Raw genomic sequence first — 15,573 nt, 5'->3', positions numbered from 1 at the left:
ATGCTAGGCCCGACCCGGCCGGACGGCTGGCCGATGCCGGCACTCTACCCGTGACCAGTCCGCCTTCACACCCTGTTTGCACGCAGCGGCTTGGCAATGTCACGGTCCTGTGTCCACAATCACCCGAACGCGCGATGATCGGGGGCGGGAATGGCGACAGGGGATGATCTGCGCCGGCTGGCGCTGGGGCTGGCGGGGACGCTGGAACAGGCGCATTTCGACCGGGCCGCGTTCAAGGTGGCGCGCATCTATGTCACCCTGTCCCCGGACGGACGGACCGCCAATCTCAAATTCACGCCGGACGAGCAGGCCCTGAAATGTACCGTGGCGCCCGACGCATTTGCGCCCGTGGATAATGCCTGGGGCCGGCAGGGCTGGACCATGGCGATCCTGGCCGCCTTGACGGAACCGGAATTGGACGCAGCCCTGCGCATGGCCTGGGCGCATGCCCAGCCGGTGGCGCGCAAACGCTGAGCCCTTCTGGACCGAAGGCAGTCGCTGCGCTATCTATCCGGCCATGGATATGCCTGCCGCCCCCGCCAACCCCACACGCCGCGCCTTCCTGGCCGCCGGCGCTGCGGGCCTTTGCGCGCTGGCGGTGCCGCCGGCTGGCGCCTTCACCCTGGCCGGCAGTGTGTGGGAGCGCACAGGCGCCCTGGCCCGGTTGGACCCCTATCTGCTGTACGCCGTGTCCTATGTGGAAAGCCGGCTGGACCGCAAGGGACGGACGGGCCCCTGGCCCTATGCCGTGCGCACGGTGACCGACTCCTATTATCCAGACGATTTTACGGCCGCCATGGACCTGATTCTCAGCCTGCCGGCGGACCAGGTGAAAGACGCCGATCTGGGCTGGATGCAGGTGAATGTACGCTGGCACGGGCACCGCGTGCCCGACATCAGCCATCTGCTGCATCCGGAGATCAATCTGCGCGTCGGCGCCGGCATCCTGCGCGAGGCGCTGGACAGCCTGCCGGGCGACCCCGAACTGGCCGTGGGCCGCTATCACACCTGGATGGACGAACCGCGCGCCCGCGACTATGGCCAGCGCGTCCTGGCCCTGCGCCGACAATTACGGGCAGGTTAGGGTAGGGCCCCTTTTCCGTCATGCCGGCTTGTCGCCCGTGGGCGTTAGGATAGGAGGTCCATTACCCCTGTTCAGCCCCCTCTTCTACGGTCAGCCTTACTTCTTCTTTTTCTTGTCGTCCTTCTTCTTGCGCGACGGCTTGGACAGGTTGCCCAGCAACTGCTCGAAGAAGCCCAGGTCGCGGCCGACCGTGGGGGTGACGCGAGCCACGGGCTCCACATAGGGCGCGTTGCTGCCGTCCAGTTCCTTGACCTCCTGCACGGTGCCCTGGTCATCGAACCGGATGCGGATGATGCGCTGGGCCGTCACTTCCGGGTCCAGGAAGGCCGTCTGCTCGGTCCGGCGACCGATATAATACCAGGTCCCCCCGTCCACCGTGCCGGTGCTGGTCGGCGTGCCCAGCACATATTGCACCTGCTCACGCGTGGTCTGGCCGGTCTGGATCTGCGCCAGCCGCGTATCCTCCGCCATATTGCCACGGGTGGCGACGATGGGGGTGCAGCCCGTGACGGCGAGGCCCAACAGGCCGATGGTCAGCAGGGCGGTTGCGTGGGTCTTGCGCATCAACAGGACGTCTCTCAAACCTAAAAGGTGACCAACGGCGGAACCGGGCGGGGGATTTGCCGCCTAGCCATGCACGGGGCAGCCCCCCGAACACAAGCGGCCTTTCGACATCAAGATCAGGGCAGAAAGCCCGCCATGGCTTGACGTCGGGGCCGCCGCCCCCTATCTGGCCGGTGACATTGGCACCGGCCCTGTTGCAATGTCAATGTCCGCAGCCTGCCCGCATGGAGAAGCCCCCCTTGTTCGCCCGCCTGTTCCAACGCCATCGGCGTGAGCGCACCATCGCCGCCCTCTATGGCGCCATTGTGGCCCAGGCCCGCCAGCCGGTGTTTTTCACCGACCTGGCCGTGCCCGACACGCTGGAGGGGCGGTTCGAAATGGTGGCCCTGCATGCCTGGCTGGTCATGCGCCGGCTGGCCATGGGCGGGCGCCGGACGGCGGATTTCAACCAGGCCCTGTTCGACTATATGTTTGTCGACATGGATTTCAGCCTGCGCGAACTGGGCGCCAGCGACATGAAGATCGGCGACAAGGTCAAGGATCTGGCCAGCCATTATTATGGCCGGGTGGAAGCCTACGACGCCGGCATCAAGGCGGCTGATGACCCGTCCGTGCTGGAATCGGCCGTGGACCGCAATCTCTACGGCTCCACCCTGCCCGACAGCGACCAGGTCCGGGCCATGGCCGCCTATATCCGCCGCCAATGGGCGCATCTGGAAAGCTTCCCCTTCGACCGGCTGCTGGCCGGCACGGTCGATTTCGCGGCATGATGGCGGACAGCCGCCATCGGTCCCGCGCCCTAATACTAAGGATGTTGTCATGAACGCCGTCGCCGCACCCGAACTGTCCCGCATCGTCATCGCCGACAAGGTGACGACGGGCGGCGGGCACGAGGTGGTGACCGCCAGCGAGGCGGAATGCGCTGCCCTGGCGGATCGATTCGACCTGATCTCGGTTGCCAATCTGAAGGCAAAGCTGCGCCTGCGCCGCGTCCGTTCCGAATTCATCAAGGTCACGGGCGAGCTGGAGGCCGATGTGGTGCAGCGCTGCGTCGTCACGCTGGAGCCCGTCCCCGCCCATGTGAAGGAGGAATTCTCCGCCCTTTACGCCCCCGACCACCTGATTCCCAAGGAGGAGGAGGACGAGGGCACCGACCAGTTGCAATATCTGGGCGGGGAGGAGGACTTTCCCGAGCCTATGCCGGGCGGACGTATCGACATCGGGGAGCTGGTCGCCCAAAATCTGTCACTGGCGCTCGATCCCTATCCGCGCAAGGATGGGGCGGAATTCACCCCGATTCTGGAAGATGTCGGGCCCGATACGCTGTCTTTGACCGAGGATGCGCCGCCCGAGCCGCCCCGTCAGAACCCTTTTGCGGCCCTGTCCCGCTTAAAGAAGCCGTCTTGACCGGGTTTGGCTCTTGCCCTGCGGGACCATATCCAGTATTCAAGCGCCTCTGTCCGGGCGGCCCCTTTGCGGCCGCCTTAAAAACTTTGTGAGTCACGATCATGGCCGTTCCTAAGAAGAAGACCTCCAAGTCGAAGCGCAACATGCGCCGCTCGCACGATGGTTTGACCGCCGCTGCCTACAACGAATGCGGCAATTGCGGCGAGCTGAAGCGCCCGCACCATGTCTGCGGTTCCTGCGGCCATTATGACAGCCGCGAAGTGACCGCGACCGCCCCGGCCGCCGCCTGATTTGCGCCGCTTGCGGCCCGAATTGACGCGGTATAAGGACCTCGTACGGAAGTGACAACGCGCCTGCGGATCGCCTTGGACGCCATGGGTGGCGACCATGCCCCTGACATGGTCGTCGCCGGCGCCGACCTGGCCCGGGAACGTTGCCCAAACGTCGATTTCCTGTTCGTGGGTGACGAAGCGCGCATCCATGCGTTGCTTGAGCGCCATCCGGCTTTGAAGCCCATCTCCACGGTCCGGCACACGCCGGACTTCGTGGCGATGGACGCAAAGCCGTCGGTGGCGCTTCGTGCTGGGCGCAATTCCAGCATGCGTCTGGCCATCGACGCCGTCGCCGCCGGAGAGGCGGCCTGCGTCGTGTCCGCCGGCAATACCGGCGCATTGATGGCCATCGCCAAATTCGTGCTGAAGACCCTGCCGGGCATCGACCGGCCGGCCATCGCCTCCATTCTCCCCACCTTGCGTGGTGAGAGCGTCATGCTGGACATGGGCGCCAACCTGGAATGCGATGCCGACAATCTGGTGCAGTTCGCGGTGATGGGCACCGTGTTCAGCCGGACTGTGCTGGGTCTGCTGAACCCGACCATCGGCCTGCTGAATGTCGGTTCGGAAGAACAAAAAGGGCATGAGTCGATCCGCGAGGCTGCTACGGCCCTGCGCGCGACCCCGCTCGCCCCTTTTTTCCACGGCTTCATCGAAGGCACCGATCTGGCGTCCGGCACGGTGGACGTGATCGTCACCGACGGTTTCACGGGCAATGTGGCGCTGAAGACGGCCGAGGGCACCGCCAAACTCTATGGCGAGTTCCTGAAGCGGACCTTCACCTCCTCCATCCTGGCCAAGCTGGGTTATCTGCTGGCCAAGGGGGCTTTCACCAAGCTGCGCACCCGCCTGGACCCGCGCCGGTATAATGGCGCCATGTTCCTGGGCCTGCGCGGCATCTGCGTGAAAAGCCATGGCGGCACCGATGCCGTGGGTTTTTCCAACGCCATCGCCGTGGCCGCCAACATGGCCAACCATGGCTTCAACGAAAAAATCCGCGACCAGCTGGCGGCATTGCAGGCAGCCCTTGCCGCTGCCGCCGGGGCCAAGGACGACAGTGCAACGGGTAGCGAAACGGCGGTGCGTTAATGGCCATCCGGTCTGTGATCCTAGGCTGCGGCTCCTATCTGCCCGCAAAGGTGATGACGAATGCCGATATGGCGCAAATCGTCGACACCTCTGATGAATGGATCACGGAACGCACGGGCATCAAGTCGCGCCACATCGCCGCCGATGGCGAGCTGACCTCCGATCTGGCCTATAACGCCGCCGTCGCCGCCATGGCCGATGCCGGCGTGACGGCGAACGAGCTGGACCTGATCGTGCTGGCGACCGCCACGCCCGATAACACCTTTCCCGCCACCGCCGTGAAGGTGCAGGCCCGCCTGGGCATGACCCGCGGGGCGGCGTTCGACCTGCAGGCCGTCTGCTCCGGCTTCATCTATGCCCTGTCGGTGGCCGATAATTTCATCAAGGCCGGTCAGGCGAAGACCGTGCTGGTCATCGGGGCGGAAACCTTCTCCCGCATCCTGGACTGGAATGACCGCACCACCTGCGTGCTGTTCGGCGACGGGGCCGGCGCCGTGGTGCTGCGCGCCACGGAAGGTGCGGGCACGGCCGAAGACCGCGGCATTCTCTCCACGCATCTGCATTCCGACGGCAACCACCACGATTTGCTCTATGTCGATGGCGGCCCGTCCAGCACGCAGACCGTGGGCCATGTCCGCATGCGCGGGCAGGAAGTGTTCAAGCATGCGGTTGTCAATCTGGCCGATGTGGTCAAGGAAGCGCTGGCCGCCAACGGCCTGACGGCCGACGCCATCGACTGGCTGGTCCCGCACCAGGCCAACCGCCGCATCATCGAAGGCACGGGCCGCAAGCTGAAATTGCCGGCGGAGCGGGTGGTGCTGACGGTCGACCATCACGGCAACACCTCGGCCGCCAGCATCCCGCTGGCGTTGGTCGAGGCGGTGACCGATGGCCGGATCAAGCGCGGCGACCTGCTGCTGCTGGAAGCCATGGGCGGCGGCTTCACCTGGGGCGGCGCACTGGTCCGGTTTTAACCATCTCTGCATTTCTGCGGGACGGGGTCAGCAATTACCGCCAACCATCTGAATTGACGGATATCTCCGGTCAAAGTACCGTCGTCTCTCGATAATTCGGGGAGGACGAAGATGACCAACACTGTCACCCGCGCGCAGTTGAGCGAAGCCGTCTATCAGGAAGTCGGGCTGTCCCGGAACGAGTCTGCCGATCTGGTGGAAAGCGTGCTGGACGAGATCGCGGATGCGCTGGCCGATGGCGACATGGTCAAGATCTCCTCCTTCGGCAGCTTCGCCGTCCGCTCCAAGGGGCAACGCATCGGCCGCAACCCCAAGACGGGCGAGGAAGTGCCGATCCTGCCGCGCAAAGTCCTGGTTTTCCGCGCCTCCCATGTGTTGAAGAGCCGCATCAATGAACGGTTCGACGCCATCGAAGCCGCGAAGGGCTGATGGCGTTGACGACCGACGAATCCACCGATGGGGTACGGGTCAAGGCGGGGGGGACCAAATCCGCTTCCGCCTTCCGCACCATCAGCGAGGTTTCGGTCGAACTGGAAGTGCCGCAGCATGTGCTGCGATTCTGGGAAACCAAGTTTCCGCAGATCAAACCGCTGAAGCGCGGGGGCGGACGGCGCTATTACCGTCCCGACGATGTGGAGCTGCTGCGCCGCATCCAGGTCCTGCTTTATCAGGACGGTTATACCATCAAGGGTGTTCAGAAACTTTTGCGCGAGTCGCGGGGTCTGGCCGGCCTGCCCCCCCCCGGCACCCGCATGCCCAGCCTGTTCGACGCCGATGAAGGCGGGGAGGATGGCGACCATCCTGACCCCGAAGACGGTGCGGACACCGGCCCGGACGCCGATGATCCGACAGATGATCCCGCCCCGGAAGCGCCGGTGACCGCTGCGCCCACGGCCCGCCCCGCCCTGTCACCGGAACTGCGTCAGCTCCTGTCCGAAACCCTGATGGACCTGCTGGCCGCGCGGCGGCTGCTGGATTAGGGGCTGCCCAGGGTGCGTTGAAGCGCCATCTCCCGTCATTCCGGCGAAGGCCGGAATCCAGCGTAAGGCGCGGTCAGCGCCGATATGGGTCTTGTCGCGGCGGACGCCGCTCTGCCCTGGCCCCCGGCCGCAGCATGGGTGACAGTGGGGCGAACCGTTCCGATTCTACTCAAAACCGGACAAACCCTACGCCCGCCGCCACACCCGCCAGCCCAGCAGCGCCAACACGATCGCCGCATAGACCAGCGGTTCCAGCGGCCAGGATTTCACCAGCAGCACATAATGCGCCGCCGCGGCCAGCGCCGCCGGATAGACCAGCCGGTGCAGCCGGTTCCAGTTGCGTCCGCCCAGCCAGCGGATGGCGGCATTGAAGGACGTGGCCGCCAATGGCAGCAGCATCAGGAACCCCGCCATGCCGATGGTGATATAGGGCCGCTTGACGATGTCGGCCCAGATGGCGCGCCAGTCCAGCCCCTGGTCGGGCCAGACATAGACGGTCAAATGCAGCAGCACATAGAAAAACGCCAGCAGCCCCAGCGCGCGCCGGTACTTCAACAGCCCGATGCCGAATTCCCGGCGCAGCGGCGTCACCGCCAGCCCGGCAATGATGAAGCGCAGCGCCCATTCCCCCAGGCCGCGCTCCAGGGTCTTCAGCGGGTCGGCCCCCAGATCGCCATAAAGCCCCTGCCAGACATAGGCCAGGATGGGCACCAGCCCCAGCAGATAGACGGGCCAGGTGGGCAGGCGCGGCTGGATACGCAGATTGGCGATGGGCATCAATAAAACTTCCGCAGATCCATGCCCGCATAAAGCCCCGCCACCTGCTCCCCATAGCCGTTGAACGGCAGGGTGGGCCGGCGTTTGGCGAACAGGCCGCCGCCATCACCGATGCGCCGTTCGGTGGCCTGGCTCCAGCGCGGATGGTCCACCGCCGGATTGACGTTGGAATAGAAGCCATATTCCTGCGGCGCCTGGATGTTCCAGCTGGTGGGCGGCTGCTTGTCGGTCAGCGTGATGCGCACGATCGACTTGATGCCCTTGAACCCATATTTCCAGGGCACGACCAGGCGCAGCGGCGCGCCATTCTGGTTGGGCAGGCTTTCGCCATAAAGGCCGGTGGCCAGGATGGTCAGCGGATGCATCGCCTCATCCAGGCGCAACCCCTCGACATAGGGCCAGTCCAGCACCTTCAGGAACGTGTCCTGGCCCACCATCTCCTTGGGCCGCACCAGCGTCTCGAACGCCACATATTTGGCCGATCCCAACGGCTCCACCTGCTTCAGCAGCGAAGCCAGGGTGAAACCCACCCAGGGGATGACCATCGACCAGCCTTCGACACAGCGCATGCGATAGATGCGCTCCTCCAGCGTCACCGTTTTCAGCAGGGCATCCAGGTCGAATTCCATGGGCTTGGCCACCATGCCATCCACCTTCACCGTCCAGGGGCGCGTGGTCAGGCGGTGGGCATTGCGGGCCGGGTCGGCCTTGTCGGTGCCGAATTCATAGAAATTATTGTAGCTGGTAATGTCCTTCAGGCTGGTCGGCGGCTCTTCCAGCGTCGACAGGGGGCTTTTCATGCCCGTCATGGGGGCTGCCTGCGCGGCGGTCCCCGCCAGCATGGCCCCGGCCATGCCGGCCAGCAGCGATCGACGGTCCAGATAAAGGGAACGCGGCGTTACGTCGCGTTCGTTCAGGTCCGGTGCATGGCGCAGCAGCATGGGGGCATCCCTTCGGCGGCAAATGGGGATTTCTGTCTATACAGCAGATAGACCGCGACCGGTATCACGCCAGTGTCGGCCATCACGCCCTACAAGAATGGCTCTTTCCGAATTGAGAGTTATTTGCAATATAGCTTGCATCCGGAGGAGAGCATCATGCAGATCAAGACGAAGCTGTGGGTTGGGGTTGGGTTGTGCGTGGCGCTGGGCGCCGGCCAGGTCGCCGCGGCACAATCGGCCCATGGGCAGCACGACCATGCGCCGCCGGCCGCCGCCGAAGGCGGAGAGGGCGGGGAACTGGGCGCCTTCAGCGACCTGTCGACCGATCAGCAGCTGCAAGGCTCCCTGGGTCTGATCCGCGGGCATCTGACCGTGGGCCGGGAACTCTACGCCGCCGGCCGTGGCAGCGATGCCGTCCCGCATTTCCTGCACCCGGCCGAGGAGATTTATGAGGAGGCGCGCCCGACCTTGGAGGCGCGCAAGGTCGGGTTCGACAAGGACCTGAACCATCTGGTCGATCTTGCCCGCAACAAGGCGCCCGCCGCGGACGTCGCCAAAGCGCTGGACGCCGTGGAAAAGGCCATCGCCAAGGCGGAAGCCACCATCCCCGCCGCCGACCGCGCCAAGGCCAGCTTCCTGACGCCCGTCGTCGCCACGCTGCTGCGCACGGCCGCGTCCGAATATGCCGCCGCCGTGGAAGACGGAAAGATCGTCAGCCCCATTGAATATCAGGATGGGCGCGGTTTCTATGCCATTGCCCGGCAATATCTGGGCCGCCTGCCGGCCGCCGCCGATCCCAAGGGGCCGGTTGCCGCCGCCATGGACAGGCTGGCGCCCGTCTGGGCCACCTTGCAGCCGCCCAAGGGCCAGGTGACCCTGCCCGGTGAAGTGTCGGCCCTGGTCTCCAACGTCGAACTGGCCGCCAGCCGCCTGCGCTGATCCCCTGCGGAACCGGGGAAGGGGAACATTGCTCATGAAGACGCTGCGCACGCTGCTGTTGCTGGCTGGCACCGCCCTGCTGTTCGGCGCCGGTCCCGCCGCGACGACCGCCGGCACGCCTGGCCCGCGCGCCGCCTGGCAACGGCCCGACAGCGTCCCCTTCCCCGCCGCCAATCCCGCCAGCCCGGCCCGCATCGACCTGGGCCGGTCCCTGTTCCATGACACCCGCCTGTCGGGCGGCAACAGCATGTCGTGTGCCTCCTGCCATGATCCGGCCAAGGGCTTCTCCGACGCCCGCCCGCGCGCCGTGGGCGAAGGCGGGCAGGCGGGGCCCATGAACACACCCACCTTGTGGAACCTGGCCTGGACCGACTTCCTGTTCTGGGATGGGCGGGCATCCAGCCTGGAACAGCAGGCCTTGGGCCCCATCGCCAATCCCATCGAAATGGCGCAGGATCTGGACAGGCTGCCGGCCGAACTGTCGGCCGACCCCGCCACGGTCGCTTCCTTCGCCCGCGCCTTCCCCGACGATCCGCGCATCAGCAAGGACAATATCGCCAAGGCCATCGCCAGCTTCGAACGCACCCTGGTTTCCCCCGTCACCCCCTTCGACCGCTGGGTCGCAGGCGATGAAGGCGCCATTTCCGATGCCGCCAAGCGCGGCTTCAACCTGTTCGACGGCAAGGCCGGCTGTTCCAACTGTCACAAGGGCTGGGCCTTCACCGACGGCGCCTTCCACGATATCGGCCTGCAGGCCGCGGGGCCGGGCCGCGGCGGCGTGGTCGCCCATGCCGAACTGTCCAACAGCTGGAAGACCCCCAGCTTGCGCGAAAATGCCCGCACCGCGCCCTATATGCATGACGGCTCCATCGCCGATCTGAAGGGCGTGCTGGCCCATTATATTGACGGCGTCGTGCAGCGCCCCACCCTCTCGGCCGACATCCCCGCGAAGCTGGACATAAATCCGGCGGAACAGGCGGACCTGCTGGCCTTCCTGGCCACCTTGAACAGCACGCAAGCCCCCGTCCCCGCCCCGCTGGTCGCCGTGACGGTCCCGATGGATGCCGGCAGCACCACCCCACCCGCCGCCGTGCCGGCGCGGGTGGAGGTGACGCAGCGCGACACCGCCTTCTCCGTCGCCTCGGTCCAGATCCGCAAGGGCGGCACCCTGGTCATCCATAATGACGACAAGCGCGTCCACAATATCCGCGTCTTCTCCGATGACATGGATTATGACAGCGGCGTGCAGGACCCCGGTCAGTCCGTGGAGGTTCTGTTCGACCATGAAGGCCGCTTCCGCGCCGTCTGCAACATCCATCCCAGGATGAAGCTGGGGGTGGAGGTCGTGCGCTGAATTGTACCAACGGGCATAAAATATGCCCGATGGTAGGGCGGCGGCCGGCGCCTGAGGGGCATGAAAGCTTGACCATCGGGCAAGATTTCATGCTTGCCAAATTGTACGGTCCATACAATTCGGATTGTCCGGGTATTTTTTGATCCATACACTCCCGTTTCACACGGTGCTTGACATACGCTTTCATATGTAAGAAATTCCTTACACATGAAAGACAACATCAACCCAACGCCCCCCACGGGGGATGCCTTGCTGCTGACCCTGGCGGCGTTGGCCAATCCGCATCGGCTGCGCATCGTGGCACTGCTGGCGGCCGGCGGACGCAACTATGTCAGCCAGTTGGCCCGTGACCTGGGGATCAGCCGCCCGCTGCTGCACCTGCATCTGGCCAAGTTGCAGGAAGCGGGTCTGGTGACCAGCCGCCTGGAGCTGTCGGACGACGGCAAAGCACTGAATTACTTCGAGATTCTGCCCTTCCACCTCGATATCTCGGCCGACAGCATCCGTCTGGCGGCCGCCACCCTTTCCGTCCCCGGCGACACGCCCAAGGAGTGACAGGACCACCATGTCAGAGCCGATCTATCTTGTGACCATCTTTGCGTTCCTGGGCACCGTCGTGGTCCTGGGCGCCCTGAGATACCTGTCGAACCTGGCCCGGTCCCGGGCGCAGGTGGCGGAAACCGACGCCTATCGCATCCTGGCCGAGCGGGCCGTGGCCGCCAACCAGCAGCAGGCCGACGCCATCACCGCCCTGCAGGCCGATCTGGCCGCCGTCCGATCCAGTCTTTCCGGTATCGAAAAGATCCTTAAGGAGGTTGGCTGATGGACATCGCCCCCTGGCGCCTGAACCTGCTGCGCGCCGTCTATCTGCTGATGGCTGTCGGGTCCGGCTGGCTGAACTGGTCTCAGATCCTGGATTCCGGCCGGGAATGGGAACTGATGCAGGGCGTAGTCACCTGCATGCTGGGCGCCATGGCGCTGCTGGCCGTGCTGGGGCTGTTCCAGCCGCTGCGCATGCTGCCGCTGCTGTTCTGGGAAATGACCTGGAAACTGATCTGGCTGGCCCGTGTCGCCCTGCCCCAGGCCCTGTCCGGAAACATGGACCCCGGTGTGGAAGCCAACCTGTTCCCTGTCGGGCTGGTGGTGATCATCCTGCTGGCCATGCCCTGGGACCATGTCTGGCGCCGCTATCTGCGTGGTGCTGCCGAACCGTGGCGCAGGGCTTGATACGCCTCAATGACTGAAACCCTGCCGGATGTCAGGATTGACTGAAACCGCCTTGTGACCAGTGCGAATAAAGGTGGAGCATCAATCCGGAACCCGATCGATCGGGATGGCAGTGGCGAGGTCATCATGCGCAGGATCACTTTGACTTTATGGGGTTTTCTGGCCCTACTGGTGCTGCTGTGGCTGGTGGCGGAGCCGACTGCGCTGACCACATCCGGCATCTTCCCCCTGCGCACCAACATGATGCAGCTGACCGGTGTCATTGCCTTTGGGGCGATGAGCATGGCCATGATCCTGGCCATGCGCCCGCGCCTGCCGGAGGGCTGGTTCGGCGGGCTGGACAAGATGTACCGGCTGCATAAATGGCTGGGCATCACGGCCCTGACCCTGTCGGTCATCCATTTCCTGTGGGCCAAGGGGCCTCGCTGGGCCGTGGGCTGGGGCCTGTTGGAACGGCCGCAGCGCGGCCCTCGCCCCGCCATCGAGAACCCCATCGAACAGACCCTGTCCGGCCTGCGCGGCCTGGCGGAGGAGGTGGGGGAATGGGCCTTCTACGCCGCCGCGGCCCTGATGGTGCTGGCCCTGGTCAAGTGGTTTCCCTATCGCTGGTTCCAGAAGACCCACCGGCTGATCGCCCTGGCCTATCTGGTACTGGCCTTCCACACCATTGTGCTGGTCAAATTCGCCTATTGGACGACGCCGCTGGGACTGGTCACGGCCCTGATGCTGGTGCCGGGCGTCGCGGCGGCCGTGATCGTGCTGTTCCGCAGTGTTGCCGCTGATCGCAAGGTGGAAGGCACGCTGACGGCGCTGGACTATTTCCCGGGCGTCAAGGTTCTGGTGGCCGAGGTCACGGTGCCGGCCGAAGGCTGGCCGGGCCACCGGGCCGGGCAATTCGCCTTTGCCATGTCCAACCCGGCCGAGGGGCCGCATCCCTACACGATCGCATCGGCCTGGAACCCGGCCCAGCCCGTCATCCGCTTCGTCATCAAGGAACTGGGCGACCATACCAGCCGCCTGCGCGATCGGCTGCGCATCGGACAGATGGTGATGCTGGAAGGGCCCTATGGCCGCTTCACCTTCGATGATGGCCGCCCGCGCCAGATCTGGATCGGGGCCGGCATCGGCGTCACCCCCTTCATCGCCCGCATGCAGCAACTGGCGGCCGAAGGCGGGGCGACGATCCCTATCGATTTCTTCCATCCGACCACCGACCTGGACGAGAACGCCATCGCCCGCCTGACAGCGGATGCGACGGCAGCAGGCGTGCGGCTGCACGTCATCCACAGCCCCAGGGATGGGCGGTTGACGGCCCCCGGTATCCGCGCCGCAGTGCCGGATTGGAAGGATGCCAGCTTCTGGTTCTGCGGCCCGTCGGCTTTTGGTGCCGCCTTATGTCGGGATTTCGGCGATCAGGGCCTGGATGTCGATGCGCATTTCCACCGGGAACTGTTCGAGATGCGATAAGGACGGCGGCCTCAGCCCACGAAGGCCAGCAGCGGTTCCCAGTCGGCCTTCAGGTCGGCCGCGCGCTTGACCTTCTGGTCGAAAAGGGTCAGCCCCTCCGCCGCCAGATCGGGGTAAAGCTGGCTGTCGCGCAGGCGGGCCACCACCTGATGCCCCACCCCTTCCAGGAAGGCGTCCAGCCGGTCCGCCGCCTTGGTGCGGGCGCGCAACCGGTTGCCGACAATGGCGACGGGCACCTTGGCCTTGGCGATGGCCTTCACCTCTTCCAGCTTTTCCAGGAAACGGGCGGTCGCCGCCTCATCAAACGCACCGGGCAGAACGGGCAGGACGACGACATCGGCCAGCCGCACCAGTTCCTCCACATCCTTGGGCCGCATGGCTGCGGGCGCGTCAATGACCAGGCGGCCCGTGCCGGACGGGGCCTTGCCAATCTCCTTCACCCAATCCAGCCCCTGGATGGGGGCCGCCACGTCCGGCCGCGATTGCAGCCAGCCCAGGGAGGAACGCTGACGGTCGACATCAGCCAGCACCGTCTTGTGCCCGCCCGTAGCAAAGGACGCGGCCAGATGCGTGGCGATGGTCGTCTTGCCGACGCCGCCCTTGATGTTGCTGACCAGTACCGTGCGCATGAATGTTTCCTTGGATCGGGTGGGACGGGATGGGTGCGCGCCTGATCAGCGCTCCCCCTCCTCCTCCGCGGTCGCTTCCTGCCAGAAGGGCTTGACGTCGGTGAAGCGGTGCCAGTCGGCGACGATATCATCTTCCAGGTCGTGCAGGCCACGGGCGTGCCAGCCCGCCACCAGCCCCGCGCCCAGGCGCCAGGCCGGCGGCAGGGTGGCGCCGGCCTGGCGCTCCAGTTCAACCACCAGCTTGTCAACCGTTGCCACATCCTGCAAATGACCCAGATGGTCCTGCAGGGATGACAGTTCCTCCAGGAAGCGGCGCAGCGCCTTGCCCTCATACAGCGACCGGAAGAAATCGGCGGCATAGCGCAGCTTCTTCAGGGCGATGCGCAGTTCGTGGCGCGGTGCCGGCGCCAGCCGGGCAAAGCCGCGCCCCCGCTTGCGCGCCGTACGGTGGCGCTTGCCCAGCAGCGTGCCCGCCATCTCCATCACGGGCGACAGCAGCAGGGTCGACTGCTCACTGACCGGCTGGTTGCGCCAGCCACGGCCATCGACCCAGGCGGCCAGATCCAGCAACAGGCCCGTATGGCCAGGATCGGACAGGGCCGTCCGCACGCCGGCATAGGCGCGGTCGCGCGCGGCACGGGCCGCCGCTTCCAGCGGGGCCAGACCGGGGTGGCCCGGCAGCGCCTGCGACACCGGCGGCAGCAATTCGCCCAGGAACACGTCCCATTCCCTGGCCGGACCCAGCGCATCGGCCAGCGCCTTCACGCGGGGGCCCAGATCATCCATCTGTTCGACCGGGATGAAGGGCCGGAATATCTGCAGGGTGGAGCGCAGGCGGCGCAGCGCCACGCGCATCTGATGCACGCCCTCCGGGTCCTGGCCCAGGCGCGTCACCGCCTCATTCGCCATCAGATGGCCCAGGCAATGACGGACGATGGCGGACAGCGCCTCCTCCACCGTCGCGTCAGGCTCCAGCATCAGCTTGGGCGCCTTGGCGCTGACGGGACCGGCGCCGGACGACAGCGCATAGCCGCGCGCCGACTTCGTCTCCATCTCCAGCCGCACCGGCACCTCGGCATGGATGGCGCGGGCCAAGTCATACAGCACGGCCGTATCCGCGCCCTCCAGCAGTTCCAGTTCCGCTTCATGCACGGGCAGGGTCACGCCGCCGGGGGCCACGATCTCCCCCTGATCCAGGGCCACTTCCACCACGATGCCGGGCTGGGGCGACAATTTGCGGATCTGGCGGCGGATGCGCGTTTCGAACACGGGCACCAGATCGTCGTTCGACAGCCCGTCCACCGCGTCCAGCGCCGTGGCATCGGGCAGCAGCGACAGGTCGGGGCGCGGATGCGCCACCTCCACCTCCCATTCCCCGCGCACCAGCGCGCCGGCGCCGGCCACAGGCGCCGATTTCAGGGTCTGCACCAGTTTGGCGCCCGTGCGCCGTACGCGCAGCGACAGGCCGGCTGCGGACAGGCGCCGGTCCTCCGTATCGAAATAGATGCTGTCGAGCGATTTGACCGACGGCTTGGCGATGGTCGCCGAAAGGCAGGACAGACCACGCAACCGATCCATATCGGATGGGGCCACCGCCAGTTTCAGCTCAATCTCCTGACCGGACATCATACACCGTAACCATGACCAAACGCAGCCGGACGGGCGATTCGCCCCGCATTCCGGCCGTTCCAGCACCAACGATGACAATTCCGTGAAGGCGTGTCTATCGCGGGCGGCGATTTTTTTGCAACTCCCCCATTGCCGCCCGGTCGGGAGGAGTTGTTGAAAGCGGGCGGGCAATGGTGTTTC

At 65.7% G+C, this 15,573-nt stretch carries 20 protein-coding genes; 15 read left to right on the top strand and 5 right to left on the bottom strand.

Annotation, left to right across the window (positions count from 1 at the left end; translation table 11 throughout):
- The first annotated feature begins 150 nt into the window (after positions 1-150).
- Positions 151-474, top strand: coding sequence for an MmcQ/YjbR family DNA-binding protein (locus ACODTW_RS01125; protein ID WP_488944024.1), 324 nt, complete (start codon positions 151-153; stop codon positions 472-474).
- A 49-nt stretch (positions 475-523) separates the two neighbouring features.
- Positions 524-1,084: a transglycosylase SLT domain-containing protein gene (locus ACODTW_RS01120; protein ID WP_488944023.1), complete on the top strand. Its 561-nt coding sequence runs from the start codon at positions 524-526 to the stop codon at positions 1,082-1,084.
- Between the two features lie 96 nt (positions 1,085-1,180).
- Here the strand turns inward: ACODTW_RS01120 and ACODTW_RS01115 are convergent, their stop codons facing one another.
- Complete coding sequence (locus ACODTW_RS01115; protein WP_488944022.1) at positions 1,181-1,648, bottom strand: outer membrane protein assembly factor BamE; 468 nt, start codon at positions 1,646-1,648, stop codon at positions 1,181-1,183.
- Between the two features lie 224 nt (positions 1,649-1,872).
- On the opposite strand from ACODTW_RS01115, the gene ACODTW_RS01110 reads away from it, so the two are divergent.
- The 7 genes from ACODTW_RS01110 (at position 1,873) to ACODTW_RS01080 (ending at position 6,430) form a co-directional block, all read left to right on the top strand.
- The gene (locus ACODTW_RS01110) at positions 1,873-2,418 is read left to right on the top strand and encodes a ubiquinol-cytochrome C chaperone family protein (RefSeq protein WP_488944021.1); all 546 of its coding nucleotides are present in this window, start codon (positions 1,873-1,875) and stop codon (positions 2,416-2,418) included.
- Positions 2,419-2,467: 49 nt separating this feature from the next.
- A complete protein-coding gene (locus tag ACODTW_RS01105; RefSeq protein ID WP_488944020.1) occupies positions 2,468-3,055 on the top strand; it encodes a YceD family protein in 588 nt (195 codons plus the stop codon).
- Between the two features lie 101 nt (positions 3,056-3,156).
- Positions 3,157-3,345, top strand: a complete 189-nt coding sequence (gene rpmF, locus ACODTW_RS01100) for a 50S ribosomal protein L32 (RefSeq protein ID WP_054166525.1) — start codon at positions 3,157-3,159, stop codon at positions 3,343-3,345.
- Positions 3,346-3,396: 51 nt separating this feature from the next.
- Positions 3,397-4,476 carry a phosphate acyltransferase PlsX gene (gene plsX / locus ACODTW_RS01095; protein ID WP_488944019.1) on the top strand — a complete coding sequence of 360 codons (1,080 nt, stop codon included), beginning with the start codon at positions 3,397-3,399 and terminating at the stop codon, positions 4,474-4,476.
- Positions 4,476-5,450, top strand: coding sequence for a beta-ketoacyl-ACP synthase III (locus tag ACODTW_RS01090; protein ID WP_488944018.1), 975 nt, complete (start codon positions 4,476-4,478; stop codon positions 5,448-5,450). The genes plsX and ACODTW_RS01090 overlap by 1 nt, the downstream gene beginning before the upstream one ends.
- A 111-nt stretch (positions 5,451-5,561) precedes the next feature.
- Positions 5,562-5,879: an integration host factor subunit alpha gene (locus ACODTW_RS01085; protein WP_488944017.1), complete on the top strand. Its 318-nt coding sequence runs from the start codon at positions 5,562-5,564 to the stop codon at positions 5,877-5,879.
- Complete coding sequence (locus ACODTW_RS01080) at positions 5,879-6,430, top strand: MerR family transcriptional regulator (protein WP_488944016.1); 552 nt, start codon at positions 5,879-5,881, stop codon at positions 6,428-6,430. Before ACODTW_RS01085 ends, ACODTW_RS01080 begins: the two co-directional genes overlap by 1 nt.
- A 186-nt stretch (positions 6,431-6,616) precedes the next feature.
- Here the strand turns inward: ACODTW_RS01080 and msrQ are convergent, their stop codons facing one another.
- The gene (gene msrQ / locus ACODTW_RS01075) at positions 6,617-7,207 is read right to left on the bottom strand and encodes a protein-methionine-sulfoxide reductase heme-binding subunit MsrQ (protein ID WP_488944015.1); all 591 of its coding nucleotides are present in this window, start codon (positions 7,205-7,207) and stop codon (positions 6,617-6,619) included.
- Positions 7,207-8,148, bottom strand: coding sequence for a protein-methionine-sulfoxide reductase catalytic subunit MsrP (gene msrP / locus ACODTW_RS01070; RefSeq protein ID WP_488944014.1), 942 nt, complete (start codon positions 8,146-8,148; stop codon positions 7,207-7,209). The genes msrQ and msrP overlap by 1 nt, the downstream gene beginning before the upstream one ends.
- A 156-nt stretch (positions 8,149-8,304) precedes the next feature.
- Here msrP and ACODTW_RS01065 point away from each other — a divergent pair, with 156 nt between their 5' ends.
- The 6 genes from ACODTW_RS01065 to ACODTW_RS01040 all read left to right on the top strand — a co-directional run bounded on the left by ACODTW_RS01065 (position 8,305) and on the right by ACODTW_RS01040 (position 13,135).
- Positions 8,305-9,087 (top strand): hypothetical protein, encoded by a 783-nt coding sequence (locus tag ACODTW_RS01065; RefSeq protein ID WP_488944013.1) that lies wholly within the window; start codon positions 8,305-8,307, stop codon positions 9,085-9,087.
- Positions 9,088-9,121: 34 nt separating this feature from the next.
- Entirely contained in the window at positions 9,122-10,441 is a 1,320-nt protein-coding gene (locus ACODTW_RS01060) for a cytochrome c peroxidase (RefSeq protein WP_488944012.1), read from the top strand.
- A gap of 207 nt (positions 10,442-10,648) precedes the next feature.
- Positions 10,649-10,996, top strand: coding sequence for an ArsR/SmtB family transcription factor (locus tag ACODTW_RS01055; RefSeq protein ID WP_488944011.1), 348 nt, complete (start codon positions 10,649-10,651; stop codon positions 10,994-10,996).
- Positions 10,997-11,006: 10 nt separating this feature from the next.
- On the top strand, positions 11,007-11,264 hold the full coding sequence (locus ACODTW_RS01050; protein WP_488944010.1) for a hypothetical protein: 258 nt from the start codon (positions 11,007-11,009) through the stop codon (positions 11,262-11,264).
- On the top strand, positions 11,264-11,668 hold the full coding sequence (locus ACODTW_RS01045; protein WP_488944009.1) for a hypothetical protein: 405 nt from the start codon (positions 11,264-11,266) through the stop codon (positions 11,666-11,668). The genes ACODTW_RS01050 and ACODTW_RS01045 overlap by 1 nt, the downstream gene beginning before the upstream one ends.
- Before the next feature lie 126 nt (positions 11,669-11,794).
- A complete protein-coding gene (locus ACODTW_RS01040) occupies positions 11,795-13,135 on the top strand; it encodes a ferredoxin reductase family protein (protein WP_488944008.1) in 1,341 nt (446 codons plus the stop codon).
- Between the two features lie 11 nt (positions 13,136-13,146).
- Here the strand turns inward: ACODTW_RS01040 and ACODTW_RS01035 are convergent, their stop codons facing one another.
- Both ACODTW_RS01035 and ACODTW_RS01030 read right to left on the bottom strand, forming a co-directional pair.
- The gene (locus ACODTW_RS01035) at positions 13,147-13,764 is read right to left on the bottom strand and encodes a nucleotide-binding protein (RefSeq protein WP_488944007.1); all 618 of its coding nucleotides are present in this window, start codon (positions 13,762-13,764) and stop codon (positions 13,147-13,149) included.
- Positions 13,765-13,809: 45 nt separating this feature from the next.
- The gene (locus ACODTW_RS01030; RefSeq protein WP_488944006.1) at positions 13,810-15,393 is read right to left on the bottom strand and encodes a CYTH and CHAD domain-containing protein; all 1,584 of its coding nucleotides are present in this window, start codon (positions 15,391-15,393) and stop codon (positions 13,810-13,812) included.
- Between the last annotated feature and the right edge of the window lie 180 nt (positions 15,394-15,573).

This window comes from Niveispirillum sp. FG148 (assembly GCF_057809655.1).
Note: the sequence above shows the minus strand (reverse complement) of the source record. Positions and strands in the feature narration are given on the sequence as shown.